This window comes from Moraxella osloensis, assembly GCF_001553955.1.
In the GTDB taxonomy this organism is placed as follows: domain Bacteria; phylum Pseudomonadota; class Gammaproteobacteria; order Pseudomonadales; family Moraxellaceae; genus Faucicola; species Faucicola osloensis.
In genome coordinates, this window is the sequence record NZ_CP014234.1 from 697,844 (window position 1) to 715,403 (window position 17,560).

Sequence of the window (17,560 nt, forward strand, 5' to 3'; positions counted from 1 at the left end):
ATTATTTTTATAGTCGGAAGAGGGGCGTAAAAACTACGCCCTAATAACAAGATAAGCTGCAATGACAACACATAACGGATGAAAAATTAGTTAAATACCACCGTTTTATTGCCTGTGACAATCACCCGGTTTTGTAGATGCCAGCGCACGGCACGGGTCAGCACGCTACGCTCGACATCTTGTCCAATCGCCCGCAATTCTGCCACATGGTGGCGATGGCTGACACGGTGCACGTCTTGCTCAATAATCGGTCCTTGGTCAAGGTCGGCTGTGACATAATGCGCGGTGGCACCAATCAGTTTGACGCCTTTTTCATACGCTTGGCGGTATGGGTCTGCCCCGACAAAGGCTGGCAAGAATGAGTGGTGAATATTGATAATTTTCATGTGCCAGGTGGCGGTAAATTCAGCGGACAAAATCTGCATATAGCGCGCCAGTACCAACAAATCACAGTCTTTGACCAGCGCTTGAATCTCGGCTTCTGCTTGTACTTTATTATCTTTGCTCACAGCGACATGATGAAATGGCACACCAAAATTTTCTACCGCTTGGCGCAAATCATGATGATTACTGACGACACAGGTAATCTCACAATCTAGTTGCCCTTGTTGCCAGCGCCATAGCAAATCAAGTAGCGCATGGTCGTATTTGGACACCAAAATCGCCACCTTTTTACGTTTACTATTATCAAATAGTTTCCATTCCATTTGATAGATGCGAGCAACGGTATGCTCAAAACTGCCTTTCATATTATCGATGATATTGTCTAAATCATTGATAGCCATTTCAAGGCGCATAAAATATTGACCGCCTTCGGGCTCAGTCGAGTATTGGTCAAGGCTGATAATATTGGCGCCATAACGATAAAAAAATTCGGATACAGCTTGCACAATGCCTGCGCGGTCTTGGCATTTAATCAATAAAGTTGCAGTAGCTAGTTGGCTCATGAGGTACTTCTTGTGTTCAATTTTCAAAAGATGCCATTGTAGCGATTTTTGTGCTGACAAAGAAGTCTAAACCCATCAAAACCCTTGTTGGATATAAAAATTTTCTTAAGATTGGCGAACCTCACCGCCTTTTAACCTAACTTTTAACTTATCTTTTAACCTATCTTTTAACCTAAATTACCCAAATCAACTTCGGTCAAGCGCCAGCGCCCTTTTTTCTTTGAGCGTCCACCTGCGCTTTGACCACCGACTACCGCTGCGCCACCGAGCAATTTATTCAGTGTCTGACTATGATAGGCATGACAAATCGCACACGCTAACCCATCTGCCGCATCCGCTTGCGGCTGTATCTCAAGGCTCAACAAGCGCATCACCATAAGCTGAATCTGCTCTTTGTCTGCCGCGCCATAGCCACATACCGCTTGTTTGATTTGCCGTGCGGTATATTCAGCTACTTGCAAATCTTTGGCAACCATGGCGGCAATCGCTGCACCCCGCGCCTGCCCAAGCTTAAGCGCAGTGTCGGGGTTTGATGCCATAAATACTTGCTCGATGGCGGCGGTCATGGGTTCATTGGTGTATCTTTGATAATGCTCAACAATACGGCTAATCCCATCAAATATCCGCTTGAGCCGCTCGGGCATGGTTTCCCCTTGGCTGTAAGCATGAATCGTGCCTGCATCCAAATGTTCAAGTTTATCCCCACTCAACCGAATGATGCCATAGCCTGTCAGACGTGAGCCTGGGTCAATACCAATAAAGATACTCATAAAAAATGCTCGTAAAACATGCTCGTAAAAAAAGATACCCACAAAACAACTTTGCTAAAAATGCAGTCGAAACTAAAAATATTGAAGCTGAAAATGCCGTCAAATTATAGCATTTATCAAAAATTTAACGAAAAAATTGCTGAATTTCAAAAAACTATTTGATAGTTTTATTCTTTACCCCCATCATTATTGCATTGGTTAATGATGCATCGTTTGTTGTTGATAGTTTATTCACAATTTAGGAATCGTATTTTCATGGGAAACATAGTTGGGATTGCCATTGTCTGGTTGATTATTGAGATGCTGGTGTGGTATCTAATCGCACAATTTGTCAGTGGCTGGTGGGTATTTTTGTGGTTTGTCGTGGCGGGCTTTGTGGGTGCAGCCCTGATTAAAAAAGGCATAGCCACCTTAAAACCGATGGCTGGACAAGCCCAAGCCGCCATGCTTAACCCTGCCATGCGCCCCAATGAAAATTCCGTGGTTAAAGCGATTGCGTTTGCGGTGGCAGGTATCTTGTTGGTACTGCCCGGTATTTTGAGTGATATTGCGGCACTTATTGTGCTATTACCTGCGGTACAAAATAAGTTTAAAGCCTTTGCCAAAGACTATGCCACTAAAAACCCAGAAAAATTGATGCAAATGATGGCAAGCAAAATGGGTGGTATCGATCCCTCAAAAATGGGTGGCTTAGGAGGTCTTGGCGGCATGGGCGGACAAAACCCGTTTGGGGGCTTTGGTAGCAAAAATAACAACGGCGGTAAATTTGGCACGACCATTGATGGACAAGCCAAAACGGTCAACTCGAACGCCAAACGCATCACCCGCTCTGCCAATGATGACTAGACAATGGATAAAAAATTGACTGTTAAACATTGATAAACTTAAGGCATCCCTAGGATGCCTTTTTTTATGCCCTATTTTTGCGAAAAACTGGGTTTACTTTTTGCAAAAATTCATGCAATGTGATTTACTTAAGACAAAATTTGTTATATAAATTCTATAATGATACAATATGTTTCGTTTTAGAATTTTTAGGTTTGAGCGTAATTTTTATTTTTGGTAAATGTTTTTATTTTTGGTAAATATTTTTATTTTTGGTAAATGATATTAACAACATTGGTTAGCGACAAGGAGTGAATGTATGACCAGCAAAGTATATGACAGTGCAGCTAGCGCACTTGAGGGCGTCATCAAAGATGGACAAACGATTGCGGTCGGTGGTTTTGGTCTGTGTGGTATCCCCGAAGCTTTAATTGAAGCCTTGCGAGATAGCGGCGTTAAAGATTTGACCTGTATCAGCAATAATGCCGGTGTCGATGGTTTTGGTTTGGGATTATTGCTAGAGACTCGCCAAGTCAAAAAAATGATTGCGTCGTATGTCGGTGAAAACAAAGAATTTGAACGGCAGTTTTTATCGGGCGAATTGGAAGTGGAATTGACTCCACAAGGGACACTGGCAGAAAAACTGCGTGCCGGGGGTGCGGGTATCCCTGCGTTTTTTACCGCAACTGGCGTAGGCACCCAAATTGCTGAAGGTAAAGAAGAACGTGAATTTGACGGTCGTCAATATATCCTTGAGCGCTCATTAGTCGCTGATGTGGCACTGGTCAAAGCCCAAAAAGCCGATAAAGCGGGCAACTTGATGTTCAACAAAACGGCGCGTAACTTTAACCCGGATGTCGCCACGGCAGGTAAAGTCACCATTGTCGAAGTTGAGCAATTGGTGGAAACTGGCGAGCTAGACCCTGACCAAATTCATTTGCCGGGTATTTATGTGCATCGCATCGTGGTCAATGCCAACCCAGAAAAACGCATCGAAAAAGTGACGACCAAAGAACAGACAAACTAGGATATAAGGAGATTACCATGGCATGGACTCGTGAACAAATGGCACAAAGAGCCGCAAAAGAACTACAAGACGGCTTTTATGTCAATCTAGGTATCGGTTTGCCAACCTTAGTGGCGAACTATATTCCAGAAGGTGTTAATGTTTGGCTACAATCAGAAAATGGGCTGCTTGGGATTGATGAATTCCCAACACCCGATAAAGTTGACCCAGATTTGATCAATGCGGGTAAACAAACCGTCACCACAGCGACTGGTGCGAGCTTTTTTTCAAGCTCACAATCATTTGCCATGATTCGTGGCGGCAAAGTCAACCTTGCCATCTTAGGGGCGATGGAAGTTTCGGAAAATGGCGATCTTGCCAACTGGATGATTCCTGGCAAGATGGTCAAAGGCATGGGCGGCGCGATGGATTTGGTCGCAGGTGTTCAACGCGTCATTGTATTGATGGAACATACCAACAAACATGGTGAGCCAAAAGTATTGGCTGAATGTACGCTACCCTTGACAGGCAAAAAAGTGGTGAATCGTATCATCTCTGATTTAGCCATCATGGATGTGACCGATAACGGTCTAAAACTGGTTGAGCTAGCAGACGGTGTCACGTTTGAAGAATTACAATCAAAAACGCCTGTAACCATTGCCCAATAATTGCACTATAACACCTGCAAGATAACGACTGTAAAATTGCGCTGTCACAAGTCAGCGTGAGATTGCCATTAAAAGGGCAGTGAAAAAAGGCGATAAAAAAGGATAGTGACGCTATCCTTTTTTATTGTTTTGGCTTTTTTACTTTCGGTTATTTGTCCTCTATAATGACATCACTATCAACATTTATCCAACACCATGATTGCATCTCGCTTATCTCATCTCAAATTTGTCACCGATGAAGACAATCCGCTGATTGATCGTAAATATCCCAATGAGATAGCTGCCGATGACGGTGTGGAATTGCCGCAAATTTATCGGTTTGACTTTACCGAGGTGCCAGATTTTAGCCAAACAGTGATGCAAATCACCCCGGTGATGGATGCACCAAATATCATGGATGCGCCCAGTAATCATGAAGCGGTATCAGAAAATGTCACCCCTGCTACTGATAAATCTGAGCGCGTCGCTGAACAAACGGCGTCATCGGCGGCGCCAACTTCGCTCAACAATCCCCTTACCTCTCAATCGCTAACCCGCAAAATCCCATCAAAAACACGCTCAAATCGCCAAGTCATTGCGCAAGCAAGAGCCCAAGCCAAACAGATTGAACAGCAAAAACAACAACAAGAACAGCAACGCCAAGCAAAGGAAGTTGCGCGCTATCAGGCAGAAGTTGAAGCCGCGCTACTCAATCCCACACTGCATGAAGGATTGCTCAATCAGCGCAAATCCATTGCCGAATCACAGGCAGTGGTCAACAAACATGCGATTTTTGCCGAGCTTGCACAAGATTTGCAGACCATTCAATGGCTTGATTCAGACATGGCAGAAAAAAGCCGAACAATGTATGAAAAAGCGGTTGCGCTGATTCAAACAGCGCAATCAAGTGGCAATTTATTAGAAAGCAATTTATTAGAAAGCAATTTATTAGAAAACAATTTATTAGAAAATGATGTACTCGAAGAAAATGTCCCAGCAGAAAATGTAGGGGAAAACACTATCTCAGCGGATAATTTGGCAACAGCCGTACAAGTGATTGATGAATTTGCCGAGAATGGTCTTGCGGATGCATTGCTGCGCCAAGCGCTGTGGCTATTTGAAGGCAATCACTTACTCAAGATTTCTCAAAATTCCCAACAAGCTTTACTACTGTTGCAACAAGCAGCCTCGCAGCATGATAATCGTGCGCAGAAATTACTCAGTAAACTCTACTATGCAGGACATGGGGTCGAGCAAGATAGCGACATGGGCAAATACTGGCTAGAGCTGGCTGCGGCACATGGTCACCCTGACGCCATACGCATTTCACAAGGTATTGCCACCCTGTCATTACTCAAGCAAACCCAGCGCGAAGATACTCGCTATGGCAAAAAAATGGCGCTTGCGACTGCGGCGCTGATTATATTCATGATACTGATATTTGTGGCAGTTAAAGTTTAAAGATTTGGATGAATTGTGATTTGGATATTAAACAAGGTTAAATATCCAAATCACTACCAAAAAATTTAGCCATCAGTAGGGTCGTCAGATGGCACTAGTACGCCCTCGTCATTGCTATCCTGACGCTCATCACCCTTATACTCATCATCATTAGGCTCATCGCTCGCCAAGTTTGGCGTCAGCAGCGGATAATTGTTTAAGATATAACAAAACAATTCAGCCGTTTTTTGGGTGTCATATAAGGCAGAATGCGCTTCATTACCATCAAATTCTAGTCCAGCGAGTTTGCACGCTCTCGCCAGTACCGTTTGACCGAAAGCAAGCGCTGATAAAGTGACGGTATCTAACACGGAGAACTGGTGAAATTGGCTTTGATTTTTGCTATGGGTACGCTCAATTAAAGCATTTAAAAAGCCCAGGTCAAAATGCGCATTGTGCCCTACCAAAATACATTTGGTACATTGGGTAGATTGACGCACCGTTTTTAAATATTTAAAAATACGGCGAACGGCGGTTTTTTCATCTTCAGCAATGGCTTTTCGCATCGGACTGTGGGGATTGATGCCGGTGAATTGCAGGGCGCGCGCTTCAAGGTTTGCCCCTTCAAACGGCTCAATATGGGCATTGACCGCCTCACCTGGGTAGAAACGCCCGTTATCATCCATCAAAATTGGAATACAGGCAATCTCAAGCAAGGCATCGGTCTTTGGATTGAACCCTGCTGTCTCTACATCCACCACCACGGGCAAGTAATTGCGAAAACGGTTGGCAATAGTCATGGGGTCAGTTGTGGCGCTCATACGTTACCTTGCGGAAAAAAACAGAAAAATAAAGGGTAAAAAATCATACGGCTAAATCAAATGGCATCACTTTCCAGTCCAGCGTTTGTCCAGCCATCAGCGGGGTCAAATTTTTACCGTCAAGATAAGGATAATGCTCGGGGACTTGCCATGCTTCACGCACCAAGGTCACTTTATCACTATTGGTAGGTAAGCCATAAAATTTTGCCCCGTGAATACTGGTAAAGCCTTCTAACTTGTCAAGTTTGCCCACGCTGTCAAAGGCTTGGGCATACAAGGGCAGCGCAATCGATGCGCTATAACAGCCTGCACAACCGCAAGCATTTTCTTTGGTATGCGTCGCATGGGGCGCAGAGTCAGTACCAATAAAGAATTTGGGATTGCCACTGGTTGCCACATCTAGTAATACTTTTTGGTGACTTTGGCGTTTTAGAATCGGCAAGCAATAAAAATGTGGTTTAACGCCGCCCACCAGCAGGTGATTACGATTAAACAGTAAATGCTGCGGGGTAATCGTCGCTGCGACATTTTTGCCCTGTGACAACACAAAGTCAGCGGCATCACTGGTGGTGATGTGTTCAAAGACGATTTTTAGTTTTGGAAATTTATCAATGAGATTGACCATTACTTCATCAATAAAGCGTTTTTCACGGTCAAAAATATCAATATGATGGTGCGTCACTTCACCATGAACCAACAGCGGCAAACCCAACGCTTCCATCTTGGCAAATACATCGGTGCAACGATTGATATGGCTCACCCCATCCGCAGAATTGGTGGTCGCACCTGCAGGATATAACTTGACTGCTTTTACTACACCTGAATCAACGGCGGCTTCGATGTCTTCTGCCGTCAGTGACTCCGTTAAGTAAAGCGTCATTAATGGCTCAAATTGCTGGGAGATACTGTCATTGGGCACTTGCGCTAAAATACGCTCACGATAAGCGATAGCATCAGCGGCGGTTTTGACGGGTGGCACCAAATTTGGCATACAAATGGCGCGGCGAAAATTGGCAGCCGCATGGGGCACCGTCGTGGCAAGCGCCTGCCCATCCCGTAAATGAATATGCCAATCATCAGGGGCAGTAATAGTAAAAGTATTGATAGGTGCGGTCGCTGCGCTCATGATTTCCTCGAACAGTTTTGAGAATGCCTTAAAAAAACAACGTCAAAAACCGATAATTGAAGCGTTGAAAAACTTGTGCATCATAGCAGTTTTAGGCAAAAAACGACATGAAAATATTCGCAAGCCCCATACACCGACAAATAATACGTCAGTTTATGTCGTTTTGCTGACGGTGTTAATGGGTTTTGGATTTATTGCTAGGTTTGTTATTCGCCTGATTGTTTACTTTGTTATTCGCTTTGTCATCTGCCTTATTATCCATCGTGTTATTTGCTTTTTTATCAGGCTTTTTAGCGGATTTTTTGTCAGTAGCCGTTGTTGATGATGGTGACTTGTCTTTTTCTTTTGGCGATTTTTCTTTTACCGCTTTGTCCTTAGTCGTAGATTTTTTGGTGGTACTATAGTCAATCCTAAATTATAGTAAGCACCGTTTGCCCTGAGCTTGTCTAAGGGTAACGGTCGTTATGGTTCGACAGGCCTACCACGAACGACCCTGTTCGATATAATTCAGTTTTCACTATAGAAGTTTTTTCAGATTGTCCACTGTCGACTTTAGATGAGCTAGCTTTTTTCTTTTGGTCTTGTTTAGCCTCTTTCTTACCATCGGCTTTGGCATCGTTATTGGTATTTTTTTTGCGGTCTTTTTTGCTTTCCTCTTGTTTATCAGATTTTTTCGTATCTCGCGCTTTTTTAGCTTGCGCTGAGTGCTTATTATCTTGTGGTTTATTACTATCTTGTAGTTCAGAGACAGCTGCTTTTTTACTAGGCTCAGTCATTGTCATCGGATTAGTCTTAGCGGCTACAGAGGCGACTTTTACTATCGCCACATCGTGATAAACTGGGCGAGCCACTGACATTTTTGCCGATGGTTGGGTGGCGGCAGGCTTATCTTTGACGCTCACCAACGCGCCTGCCCCGCTAAAAACGGCGACAGATAATACAGTGGCGGTCGCAATCCAATTTTTTTGTAGCTTATCTATCCAATGACTGGGTTTGCGAACTTGCGGTTTGGCAAAAATATTGCTGGCTGAAAGGGCTGTTTGTGTGTTTGACGTCACCGCTTTATTTATTTGGCGGTTACCGTTTGAAATCACCTGTCGATTGAAGTGAGCCTGCGGGATGGTCATTGGCGCAATGTTAAAAAAATTGGCCGCTTTATAAATAGCCATTTGCTGGACAATATGCTGTTGATAGACAGGCAAGTCCGCAATATTTTGAATTTTTGACCATTTTAATTGCTGTTGTTGTATTGCTTGAAAACTGACAGCGCGCCTAAAACCCACTGCATTCATCAGCCCTGTATCTTGTGGTGACATAAAAAAAACCGGCTGCATCGCAAGCCACTCAGTAATCTGCGCTGAGTCTATGGTATTTTGTAGCGAACTTATCGTATCTGCCAAATTTATCACCGCCAATGCAGTGATAGTCTGCCAAATAGTTAACAGCTTATCTAAGGGCAGATGGGTTTTTTCCAGTAGCACGCCGGCAATCATCGTTTTTTGGGTTTCATCATCAAACAACTGCTCAAAAATCGATGGGCTATTTTTAGACAGTTGTTTTAGGGTTACAAAATTAATGCCGTTTTCAGTCAAATTTTTTGTAACTAAAGCAGTGAAAAATTCGGGGATAAAACGATTTTCATCTGTTACCTGTGGCAAAGTTTGGTGGACTAATGACGGATTTTGCTGAATTTTTGCCGATAACTGATAAAGCACGACTTTTAATAGCTCAGGCATGACTTTTCTTAGATAACAAATTGATACGTGTGACCCATCTGCGACTAGCGGTAGCAATGGTGGCAGAGCGTTTGCCCAAAAATGATATAACGATATATGGTCAATGATATTACAAGGTGTTGAAGGATTTTTTGACAGCATATTTTGTCACTTAATTTACATTTTTTGGCATTGAGATGGTTAGTGAGTTTTTAGCAATATCGTAGATGCAGAGCAACTTCTTTATACGCCCTCTAAAAAAACAGCCTTAGATTTAGAAATCTTGTTGATACCTTACCATTTCAATTCGATTAAATTCATCAAATTATGATTAGAATTTGTTGTAACTGTTGTGCAAACTTAGTAAAGTAGACAGCATCAAAAATTATATTTTAGCATCAATCACGTAACATTTTCTGCCTATCGAAAAATTGGTAATTTTTTCTGATTCTTTTTATCTCTCTCGATTTATTTAACAGCCTTACTCACTTTAGGATAACTTTATGGCTATCTCTACTAACCTAATCAAGTCTTTTCAACTCTCTGCATTGACGACCGCACTTGCCCTCGCTGGTTGTGGCGGTGGTGGCGGTAATGATACATTGCCGCCGCCTGTGAAAGGCGGTGGTACTGGTTCAACATCAACATCAGCTATTAAAATAAGTGCGATTTCCTTGATAGATGTTAATGGTAAAACCACTATGACGGTTAATAGCTCGGGGGTTAATGCTAAACTTACGGTAACAGATGCCAACGGCAAAGCCATTAGTGGGGCTATGGTGACATTTACTGCAACAGGTGGCGTGACATTTGGTACTTCCAATGGCGCCGTCTTAACCAATGCCAATGGCGAAGCATCAATTTCTGTGAAACCTACCAATACTACGGATACAGGGGCTTATTCAATATCAGCCACGGCAGTTTACAATGATAAAACCGCTACTACCGCTGCCTCCAACTTCTCACTACAGCCTGCTAACATTTCTTTATCTTCTCTGGCAGCTTCAAATACCTCACTATCATCAGGTGGAACAACAAATATTACATTAATGACTTTAGATGCTAATACTAATACAGTGCTTAACGACATAGTTGTCAATTTCTCTGCAACCTGTGGAACTTTTACCAACAATTCTGTTACTTCTTCTAATCAAGGTAATATTACGACAACCTACAAAGCCATCAATACCGATGGTAAATTGTGTGAAGGCACCCAAACTATCACAGCAACCAATTCTACTGGTACTGTGTCGAAAACCATTGCTTTAAATATCGCAGCTATTCAAGCAAACTCAATTATTTATAGTACGGATAAAAATGTCTCATTAGTTGCCCGTGGTAGCGGCTCTTCAACTTCAGATACGGTTGAATTCACTGTATACGCCAATGGCACACCTGCAGCAAACAAACAAGTAATTATTAGCAAAAACTACGCTCCAACTGACTTTAGTTTTGGTACATTAAACAATCAGTCTGATGTTATTTTAACGAGTGATTCAGACGGTAAAATAACTCTAAATGTATATCCAGGTAATCTGCCTGGACCTGTTGAGCTAAAAGCAACTTTAGCAAGCAATTCATCAATTTATGCTTTATCAAAAAATTTAACCGTAGTCAATAGTCGTGCTTCACAAAATGGTGTGACCCTAGCCTTTGACAAAAATGTTTTATTAAACAATACGGCTGATAGCACAACTATCACTATGCATTTAACAAATAGAAATGGTACTAATGTACCTGCTGGTACGGTCGTAAACTTTATTGCAGAAGGCGGTAGAATTACCCCTAGCTGTTCAACCGATACAAATGGTGAGTGTAAGGTTATTTTTACCTCTCAAAACCCTCGTCCTATTGATGGTCGTGTCAGTGTACTTGCCTATTTAGAAGGTGATAAAGATTATTATGATGTGAATGGTGATAATGCTTATACAGCAGGCGTTGACACTCTGACTAGAAATATTGGTGATGCGTATCGTGATGATAATGAAAATAACTCTTACAATTCAACCATAGGCGAATTTATTTATCGTCGTGGAGCGACAGGCAGTTGTAATAACACTTCTTTCACTGGTATTAGTCTGCCTACTGACTTTATTCAACCTGATCCAAATAATATTTTAAATCGCTCTCTACTTACGTCAAATATGACTAGTTTCCTATCGTATCTTGCTCAGCCCAATATTGATAATACTTGTGATACAGGATTAGCAGCAACCTTAAGGCATCAAGAAATCTTTGGTTTTGCGAATGAAACACCTACTTTTGATTGGGTATCAAATAATTTATTTTATATGTATGGTAATAGCGAAAAAACTGTTTCAATGCCGTCAGGTACTACAATTGCAGTTAGCACAGAAGATAATACTAAAGATAATAATGCGGCCTGTACTGCAACTTTATATGGTAATGTAACTGTGCCTAATAATGTTAGCTTATATACGGTCAACTCTCTTGGCAATTTCTTCGAAAAAACCAAAGATGTTCGATATTCAATAAGTCTTAAAGAGTGTGCCGCTACCGATAAATTTACAATTACCGTAACTGCTCCTAATGGTAAAGTTACGAACTCAACTTACACTTTATAATTTTGTGTAAAAACCCCTTACACAATGTAAGGGGTTTTTATTTGTCACTACAAAAATTCAAAAGATTAAGTCAACATCCGCCCCCGTGCAGTGCGTACGATATAACCTTGCTGAATCAGATACGGCTCAATCACATCTTCAAGCGTGCCTCTATCTTCAGCGAGTGCGGCTGCAATCGACTCAACTCCCGCAGGTCCGCCATTAAAACGCTCTTCTAACATCTCAAGATAACGTCTGTCAAGATTATCAAGCCCGCGTTTATCAACTGCCAGCATATCGAGTGCGCTATGCGCAATTTCAGCGGTGACGGTGCCATCGCCTTTAACTTGGGCATAATCACGTACGCGGCGTAGCAACCGATTGGCAATACGCGGTGTACCGCGCGAACGTCTAGCGACTTCGACTGCCCCTTCTTTGGTCATAGGCACGTTAAGCAATCCAGCCGATCTTGTGACAATGGTCGTTAAGTCCTCCACATTATAAAACTCTAATCGCTGTACAATACCAAAACGGTCACGCAGTGGCGAGGTCAACAAACCTGCTCGCGTGGTCGCAGCCACCAAAGTAAAAGGCGGCAAATCAAGCTTTATGGAGCGTGCAGCAGGTCCTTCGCCAATCATAATATCCAGCTGAAAATCTTCCATCGCAGGATACAAAATTTCTTCAATCATCGGGCTTAAACGGTGAATCTCATCAATAAACAGCACATCACCAGGCTCTAAATTTGTCAGCATCGCTGCCAAATCACCCGCGCGTTCAAGCACAGGACCAGACGTTGAGCGCAGATTACCGCCCATCTCACGGGCGATAATGTTGGCGAGTGTGGTTTTACCCAGTCCAGGCGGTCCAAATATCAATGTATGGTCGAGCGCTTCTTTTCTCGATAATGCCGCGTTAATAAACACGCCCATTTGTTCTTTGACCACAGGCTGACCGATATATTCAGCGAGTAAGGCTGGACGGATATTATTGTCATTTTGGTCTTCTGAGCGCCCCATCGGACTAATCAGACGTTGCTGAGAATTGGCACTTGAAAAAGGTGGAATCATAAGTATTTGACACTAGTTGCAAGTTTTAACGAGGATAATAGCACCGGCAACTCTTGCAAGTGCTATGGGATGTACAGAGAAAAAGTAAAAAAATTTAGGGCAACACACGCTGCAATGTCATATCACATTGGGTGCCTTTACTATCCTTGCACCACTGCATTTGCTCGCCTTGCTGTTTGACGTAAGCAACCAAAATATCCCCCGTCTGGTCAACGCGATTGCCAGAACAGTCTGTTTCATTGTTATCATATTGGGTTTGAATCGCTAGTACTGGTAATCCATTCCCTGTGTCAGCGTACAAGTATTTACCATACGTAAATTCCTGACCGCTTGAACCGATAAATTGCTGATCACGCCCAAAATTATACCGCTCTTGGCAATTTGGCTGCGCAGCGTCGGTTTTATCAAGTCGCAGCTGCCACTGTCCTGCGATATTTGGCAAAATATGAGTTGACACTTGCGCCACTTGCTGTTGGGTTTTGCTATCATCAGGCAACGCGCCACCCATTGCTAAACTGGTTAAAATGCCTATCAACGAAATATTCATCAAGTCCATCGTTATTTTATTCCTGTTATCATGCCATCTTTATAAGGTAACAACCCAACTCATCTACCAGTTCTCAATCAGCCAATTTGCCCTCAGCGAGGTTAGAATTGACGTTTATAGTAACTTTTAATAAATTTTGGTAAAAATTTTTGGTATTTGGGGTTAATATTCAAAGATATTCAAAATGTTAAAGGCTAAATTATTCTGCTTTTAATGGGGTCAGCGCGCAAAATTTTAACCCAAAACCACAAAAATTATTTAAGCACTTTAGTTAAACACTTTAACTTTATTTAACTACTTAAAGTTTCATGTTCATCAATGGCTTTAATCATACTTGCTTTTGGCTTTATTTGCTATAACACAATCACCCTCATAATGCAGTCTTGCTAAAACATCAGCCGGTCATAAAATCTGTGCAAATTTGCTTGTCAAAAAGTTAAAAACCCAGCATAATAATCGAAGATGTCAGGAGAGAATGTTGTTTTGTTTTTCATCAAATTATGAAATACCAAAACCATCACCGAAGGCGTAAAGACCCTATAATCGCTCAGGTAAAAGGACTGGAATCGTAAATTTTGGCAGTGGCGTATGCACTGCATCAAAATACAACAAATCTGGAGAGTGTATTGCTTTGCAATGCCACCGAAGGGGAAAAGATTGACTTGTCTATTTATAGTATAAGAAGTAAGAAGTGACAAGTCGATTGAAAATCTCAGGTAACAGGACAGATAGGGCTGATAGCTACCGACATAAAGTTGGATTAGTTTTAGTGCTCTATTGATGTGCGATGTTTGGCTTTAGCGTTTTATCCCACGCTATTAAACCATCAAATCAAACATCAAACCGTTATTTGATTTTACCCACTCAAGGATTTGCCATGTCAGCCACAGACAAGCCTTTAAACCGCACCCCTTTTTATCAATCCCATATCGATAGCAACGGCAAAATCGTTGACTTCTCTGGTTGGGAATTGCCTATTCATTATGGCTCACAGATTCAAGAGCATGACGTTGTGCGTACGGATGCGGGCATGTTTGACGTGTCACATATGGTCGTGACTGACATCGCCGGCAAAGACGCCAAAGCTTGGCTGCAAAAACTGCTCGCCAATGATGTCGCCAAACTCAAATTTGTCGGTAAAGCGCTTTATTCTGCCATGCTAAACGAAAACGGCGGTGTGATTGATGACTTAATCGTTTACCGGATGAACGATGCAGAGACCGAGTATCGCATCGTCTCAAATGCCGCCACCCGCGATAAAGATTTGGCACAGTTTGACAAAATCGCCAAAGACTTTGCCGTCACCATTACCGAGCGCCCAGAACTTGCTATGCTTGCAGTGCAAGGTCCCAATGCTCTGCAGAAACTGAGCCAAGCCAAACCAAATTGGGCAGATAGCCTAGCTACCTTAAAACCGTTTGTGGGCAAAGATTTGACCGACATTGAGGGCGCAGATTGGTTTGTGGCGCGTACCGGTTACACGGGTGAAGATGGCGTTGAAGTCATTTTGCCACAAGCCGAGGCCTCAGCGTTTTTTACCTTACTTAAAGACCATGGCATCGCCCCAGCAGGCTTAGGTGCCCGTGATACATTACGTCTTGAAGCGGGTATGAATTTGTACGGTCATGAGATGGATGAAACTATCAATCCGTATGAATGCGGTATGGCATGGACGTTAGCGGTAAAAGACGATCGGGATTTTGTGGGTCGTGAAGCCATGCAAGCCAAACAAGAGCAAGCGATTGCTGAGGGTAATGACGTCATGCAAGTAGGTTTAGTGCTAGAGTCACGTGGGGTACTGCGTGAAGGCATGACGGTAACCCTAGACAATGGCAAAACTGGGGTAATCACCAGCGGCACCTTTAGCCCAAGCCTAAAGCAATCGATTGCCATTGCCCGTATTCCAAAGACGACCGATACCGCAGCCACCGTTGATTTGCGGGGTACACCGACGCCCGTACGTATCATTTCGTTACCGTTTGTTAGAAATGGCAACAAACAATTCAACTAAGATTTTATCATGTTATGATGGATTTAGCGCTTATTAATGAACAACATTCAAATAATTAGTCAGCGTAATTTGGGAAACCCATAATAAATTCATCCTACTTTAGAAGGTAAAATCATGAAAAAATTACTCTTTGTTGTACCGTTTTTGGCAAGTTTGGCGGCCTGTACTTCAACCCCAGTGGCACAGCCTAGTCCGTCACAAGTGTTGGCAATTCAAGCAAACTCACAAACCTTTAAATGTGACAATAACACTGAAGTTGTGGCATTCTATGGCCAAGAAAACGGCAATAATATCGCTAATTTAAAAATTACCTCGCCAATGCTCGGTCTAAACCAAGCAGCGATGGTATTAAAACAAGATGTATCAGGCTCGGGTAACCGCTATACCTTGTCAAATGCGACCAAAACTACCATGTATGATTGGGGCGTTAAAGGTGCAGAAGGTGCGTTAACCGTGACCTCACAAGGTCGTGATTATAACTTTGTGTGTAATGCTATTTAATCCGATTCACTTGTTAAATGGGTTAAACCGCTAAGTTGGTTTTTAAGTTTGGTCGATATACATTGTATCGACCATATTTTTGTTACTTATGTTTGTTAAATTACTAAGCTTTTAAATACTAGGCTTTTAAATACTAGGCTTTTAAATACTAGGCTTTTAAATACTAGGCTTTTAAATACTAGGCTTTTAAACATGTTTAGTAAAAAGGCGCCAAGTGCGACTACTTGGCTAACAGCCTTTTATTTTCACCCCTACTTTCGCTTTGAGGAAAATAGTTATGAGCAATATTCCAGCAGATTTAAAATATGTGGCTAGTCATGAATGGTTACGCCAAGAAGAAGACGGCACTATCACCGTGGGTATTACTCACCACGCCCAAGACTTGCTCGGTGACATCGTATATGTTGAATTGCCTGAAGTAGGTGAACACGTTGACGTGGATGCTGAAATTGCCGTGGTCGAATCGGTGAAAGCTGCCTCGGATGTCTACGCGCCCATCGCTGGTGAAATCATAGCGGTCAATGAAGCTTTGGTAGATGCGCCAGAAACCATTAATGAAGACCCTTATGGCGAAGGTTGGTTCTTTAAAATCAAACCAGACAATGCCGATGATTACCAAGGCTTGATGGACGCAGACGAGTACCAAGATAGTATTTAATTATCTTTATCTCATAGTCTTTATCTCGTCTTTTTTATAGAGTCTAGCTAAGGTAGTCGCTTGATTACCTTAGCCTGTTGTCCTATCAATTAACTGTAACGCATCCTTTATTTTGTTAACTTGAGAGCTGCTATGTCAACACTTACCCCGCTTGCTGACCCAAAACAAGCCAGTTTTTATGAGGTGGTGAGCACTCGCCGTTCGGTACGACGCTTTACCAAAACGCCCATCAGTGACGAGGTGCTAAACGCCTGTCTCGATATGGCGATGTTAGCACCTAGCTCAAGTAATTTACAGCCTTGGCAATTTTTTGTGATTGAATCTGAAGAAAAGCGCCAAAAAACTGTGACCTATTGTATGAGCCAAAATGCAGCAAAGACCGCCAATAAGCTGATTGTCGTGGTCGCTCGCACTGACACGTGGCGTCAACATGCCAAAGACAATATCAAGTATTTTCCCGTCAAACCCGTACCAAAACCCGTGCAAGATTATTATGGCAAGCTTATTCCGCTGATCATGACGCGCGGTGTGATGAATGTGTTCACCCCTGCCAAGTGGGCGCTGACGCAAGCCACTCGCAAAGTCAGAGGAGCGATGGTTGAACCTATTTATGATGCTGACGATCTCAAAAACTGGGCGCTCATTAGCACCTCACTGGCTGCCGAGAATTTGATGCTTGCTTTCCGTGCCCACGGTTTTGATAGTTGCCCGATGGGGGGATTTGACGAGCCACAACTCAAAAAACTGCTTGACCTCAATGAAGAGCAGCATATTTGTATGGTGATTGCTGCCGGTGAGCGTGACGAGCGTGGTATCTATAGTGAGCAATACCGTTTTGAGCGTGAGCGCTTTATCGTTAAAGTGTAATTTTTATCCATTCAACCGATGTTTGTCATGTTAGCCATGGCAAAA

The 17,560-nt window shown here is 42.7% G+C and carries 16 protein-coding genes and 2 riboswitches; of the genes, 9 read left to right on the top strand and 7 right to left on the bottom strand.

Annotated elements, in window-relative coordinates; translation table 11 throughout:
- Positions 1-86 precede the first annotated feature (86 nt).
- Both purU and ruvC read right to left on the bottom strand, forming a co-directional pair.
- Complete coding sequence (purU, locus tag AXE82_RS03025; protein ID WP_062331268.1) at positions 87-947, bottom strand: formyltetrahydrofolate deformylase; 861 nt, start codon at positions 945-947, stop codon at positions 87-89.
- A 167-nt stretch (positions 948-1,114) separates the two neighbouring features.
- Positions 1,115-1,717: a crossover junction endodeoxyribonuclease RuvC gene (gene ruvC / locus AXE82_RS03030; protein WP_062331272.1), complete on the bottom strand. Its 603-nt coding sequence runs from the start codon at positions 1,715-1,717 to the stop codon at positions 1,115-1,117.
- A gap of 255 nt (positions 1,718-1,972) precedes the next feature.
- On the opposite strand from ruvC, the gene AXE82_RS03035 reads away from it, so the two are divergent.
- The 4 genes from AXE82_RS03035 (at position 1,973) to AXE82_RS03050 (ending at position 5,656) form a co-directional block, all read left to right on the top strand.
- Positions 1,973-2,563, top strand: a complete 591-nt coding sequence (locus tag AXE82_RS03035) for an FxsA family protein (protein ID WP_062331275.1) — start codon at positions 1,973-1,975, stop codon at positions 2,561-2,563.
- A 298-nt stretch (positions 2,564-2,861) separates the two neighbouring features.
- Positions 2,862-3,569, top strand: coding sequence for a CoA transferase subunit A (locus AXE82_RS03040; RefSeq protein WP_060994364.1), 708 nt, complete (start codon positions 2,862-2,864; stop codon positions 3,567-3,569).
- Positions 3,570-3,586: 17 nt separating this feature from the next.
- The gene (locus AXE82_RS03045) at positions 3,587-4,216 is read left to right on the top strand and encodes a 3-oxoacid CoA-transferase subunit B (RefSeq protein WP_062331278.1); all 630 of its coding nucleotides are present in this window, start codon (positions 3,587-3,589) and stop codon (positions 4,214-4,216) included.
- Positions 4,217-4,411: 195 nt separating this feature from the next.
- A complete protein-coding gene (locus AXE82_RS03050) occupies positions 4,412-5,656 on the top strand; it encodes an SEL1-like repeat protein (protein ID WP_062331281.1) in 1,245 nt (414 codons plus the stop codon).
- A 65-nt stretch (positions 5,657-5,721) separates the two neighbouring features.
- Here AXE82_RS03050 and rnt read toward each other — a convergent pair whose 3' ends face one another.
- From rnt to AXE82_RS03070, 3 genes are all read right to left on the bottom strand, one after another.
- The gene (gene rnt, locus AXE82_RS03055; RefSeq protein ID WP_062331284.1) at positions 5,722-6,456 is read right to left on the bottom strand and encodes a ribonuclease T; all 735 of its coding nucleotides are present in this window, start codon (positions 6,454-6,456) and stop codon (positions 5,722-5,724) included.
- 43 nt (positions 6,457-6,499) lie between these two features.
- The gene (gene pyrC / locus AXE82_RS03060) at positions 6,500-7,582 is read right to left on the bottom strand and encodes a dihydroorotase (RefSeq protein WP_062331287.1); all 1,083 of its coding nucleotides are present in this window, start codon (positions 7,580-7,582) and stop codon (positions 6,500-6,502) included.
- Between the two features lie 446 nt (positions 7,583-8,028).
- Positions 8,029-9,318 (bottom strand): hypothetical protein, encoded by a 1,290-nt coding sequence (locus AXE82_RS03070; protein WP_062331302.1) that lies wholly within the window; start codon positions 9,316-9,318, stop codon positions 8,029-8,031.
- Positions 9,319-9,800: 482 nt separating this feature from the next.
- Here AXE82_RS03070 and AXE82_RS03075 point away from each other — a divergent pair, with 482 nt between their 5' ends.
- Positions 9,801-11,882, top strand: coding sequence for an Ig-like domain-containing protein (locus tag AXE82_RS03075; protein ID WP_062331305.1), 2,082 nt, complete (start codon positions 9,801-9,803; stop codon positions 11,880-11,882).
- Between the two features lie 65 nt (positions 11,883-11,947).
- Here the strand turns inward: AXE82_RS03075 and ruvB are convergent, their stop codons facing one another.
- A complete protein-coding gene (gene ruvB, locus AXE82_RS03080) occupies positions 11,948-12,931 on the bottom strand; it encodes a Holliday junction branch migration DNA helicase RuvB (RefSeq protein ID WP_062331309.1) in 984 nt (327 codons plus the stop codon).
- A gap of 94 nt (positions 12,932-13,025) precedes the next feature.
- Complete coding sequence (locus AXE82_RS03085; protein WP_227713340.1) at positions 13,026-13,478, bottom strand: hypothetical protein; 453 nt, start codon at positions 13,476-13,478, stop codon at positions 13,026-13,028.
- Positions 13,479-13,934: 456 nt separating this feature from the next.
- Positions 13,935-14,051: riboswitch (glycine riboswitch) on the top strand.
- Between the two features lie 31 nt (positions 14,052-14,082).
- A riboswitch (glycine riboswitch) is annotated at positions 14,083-14,216 on the top strand.
- A gap of 139 nt (positions 14,217-14,355) precedes the next feature.
- Here AXE82_RS03085 and gcvT point away from each other — a divergent pair.
- From gcvT to AXE82_RS03105, 4 genes are all read left to right on the top strand, one after another.
- On the top strand, positions 14,356-15,489 hold the full coding sequence (gene gcvT, locus AXE82_RS03090) for a glycine cleavage system aminomethyltransferase GcvT (protein ID WP_062334729.1): 1,134 nt from the start codon (positions 14,356-14,358) through the stop codon (positions 15,487-15,489).
- A 114-nt stretch (positions 15,490-15,603) separates the two neighbouring features.
- Complete coding sequence (locus tag AXE82_RS03095) at positions 15,604-15,990, top strand: MliC family protein (protein ID WP_062331316.1); 387 nt, start codon at positions 15,604-15,606, stop codon at positions 15,988-15,990.
- Between the two features lie 277 nt (positions 15,991-16,267).
- On the top strand, positions 16,268-16,648 hold the full coding sequence (gene gcvH / locus AXE82_RS03100; RefSeq protein ID WP_062331319.1) for a glycine cleavage system protein GcvH: 381 nt from the start codon (positions 16,268-16,270) through the stop codon (positions 16,646-16,648).
- Positions 16,649-16,780: 132 nt separating this feature from the next.
- Positions 16,781-17,515, top strand: coding sequence for a nitroreductase family protein (locus tag AXE82_RS03105; RefSeq protein WP_062331322.1), 735 nt, complete (start codon positions 16,781-16,783; stop codon positions 17,513-17,515).
- The last annotated feature ends 45 nt before the right edge of the window (positions 17,516-17,560 follow it).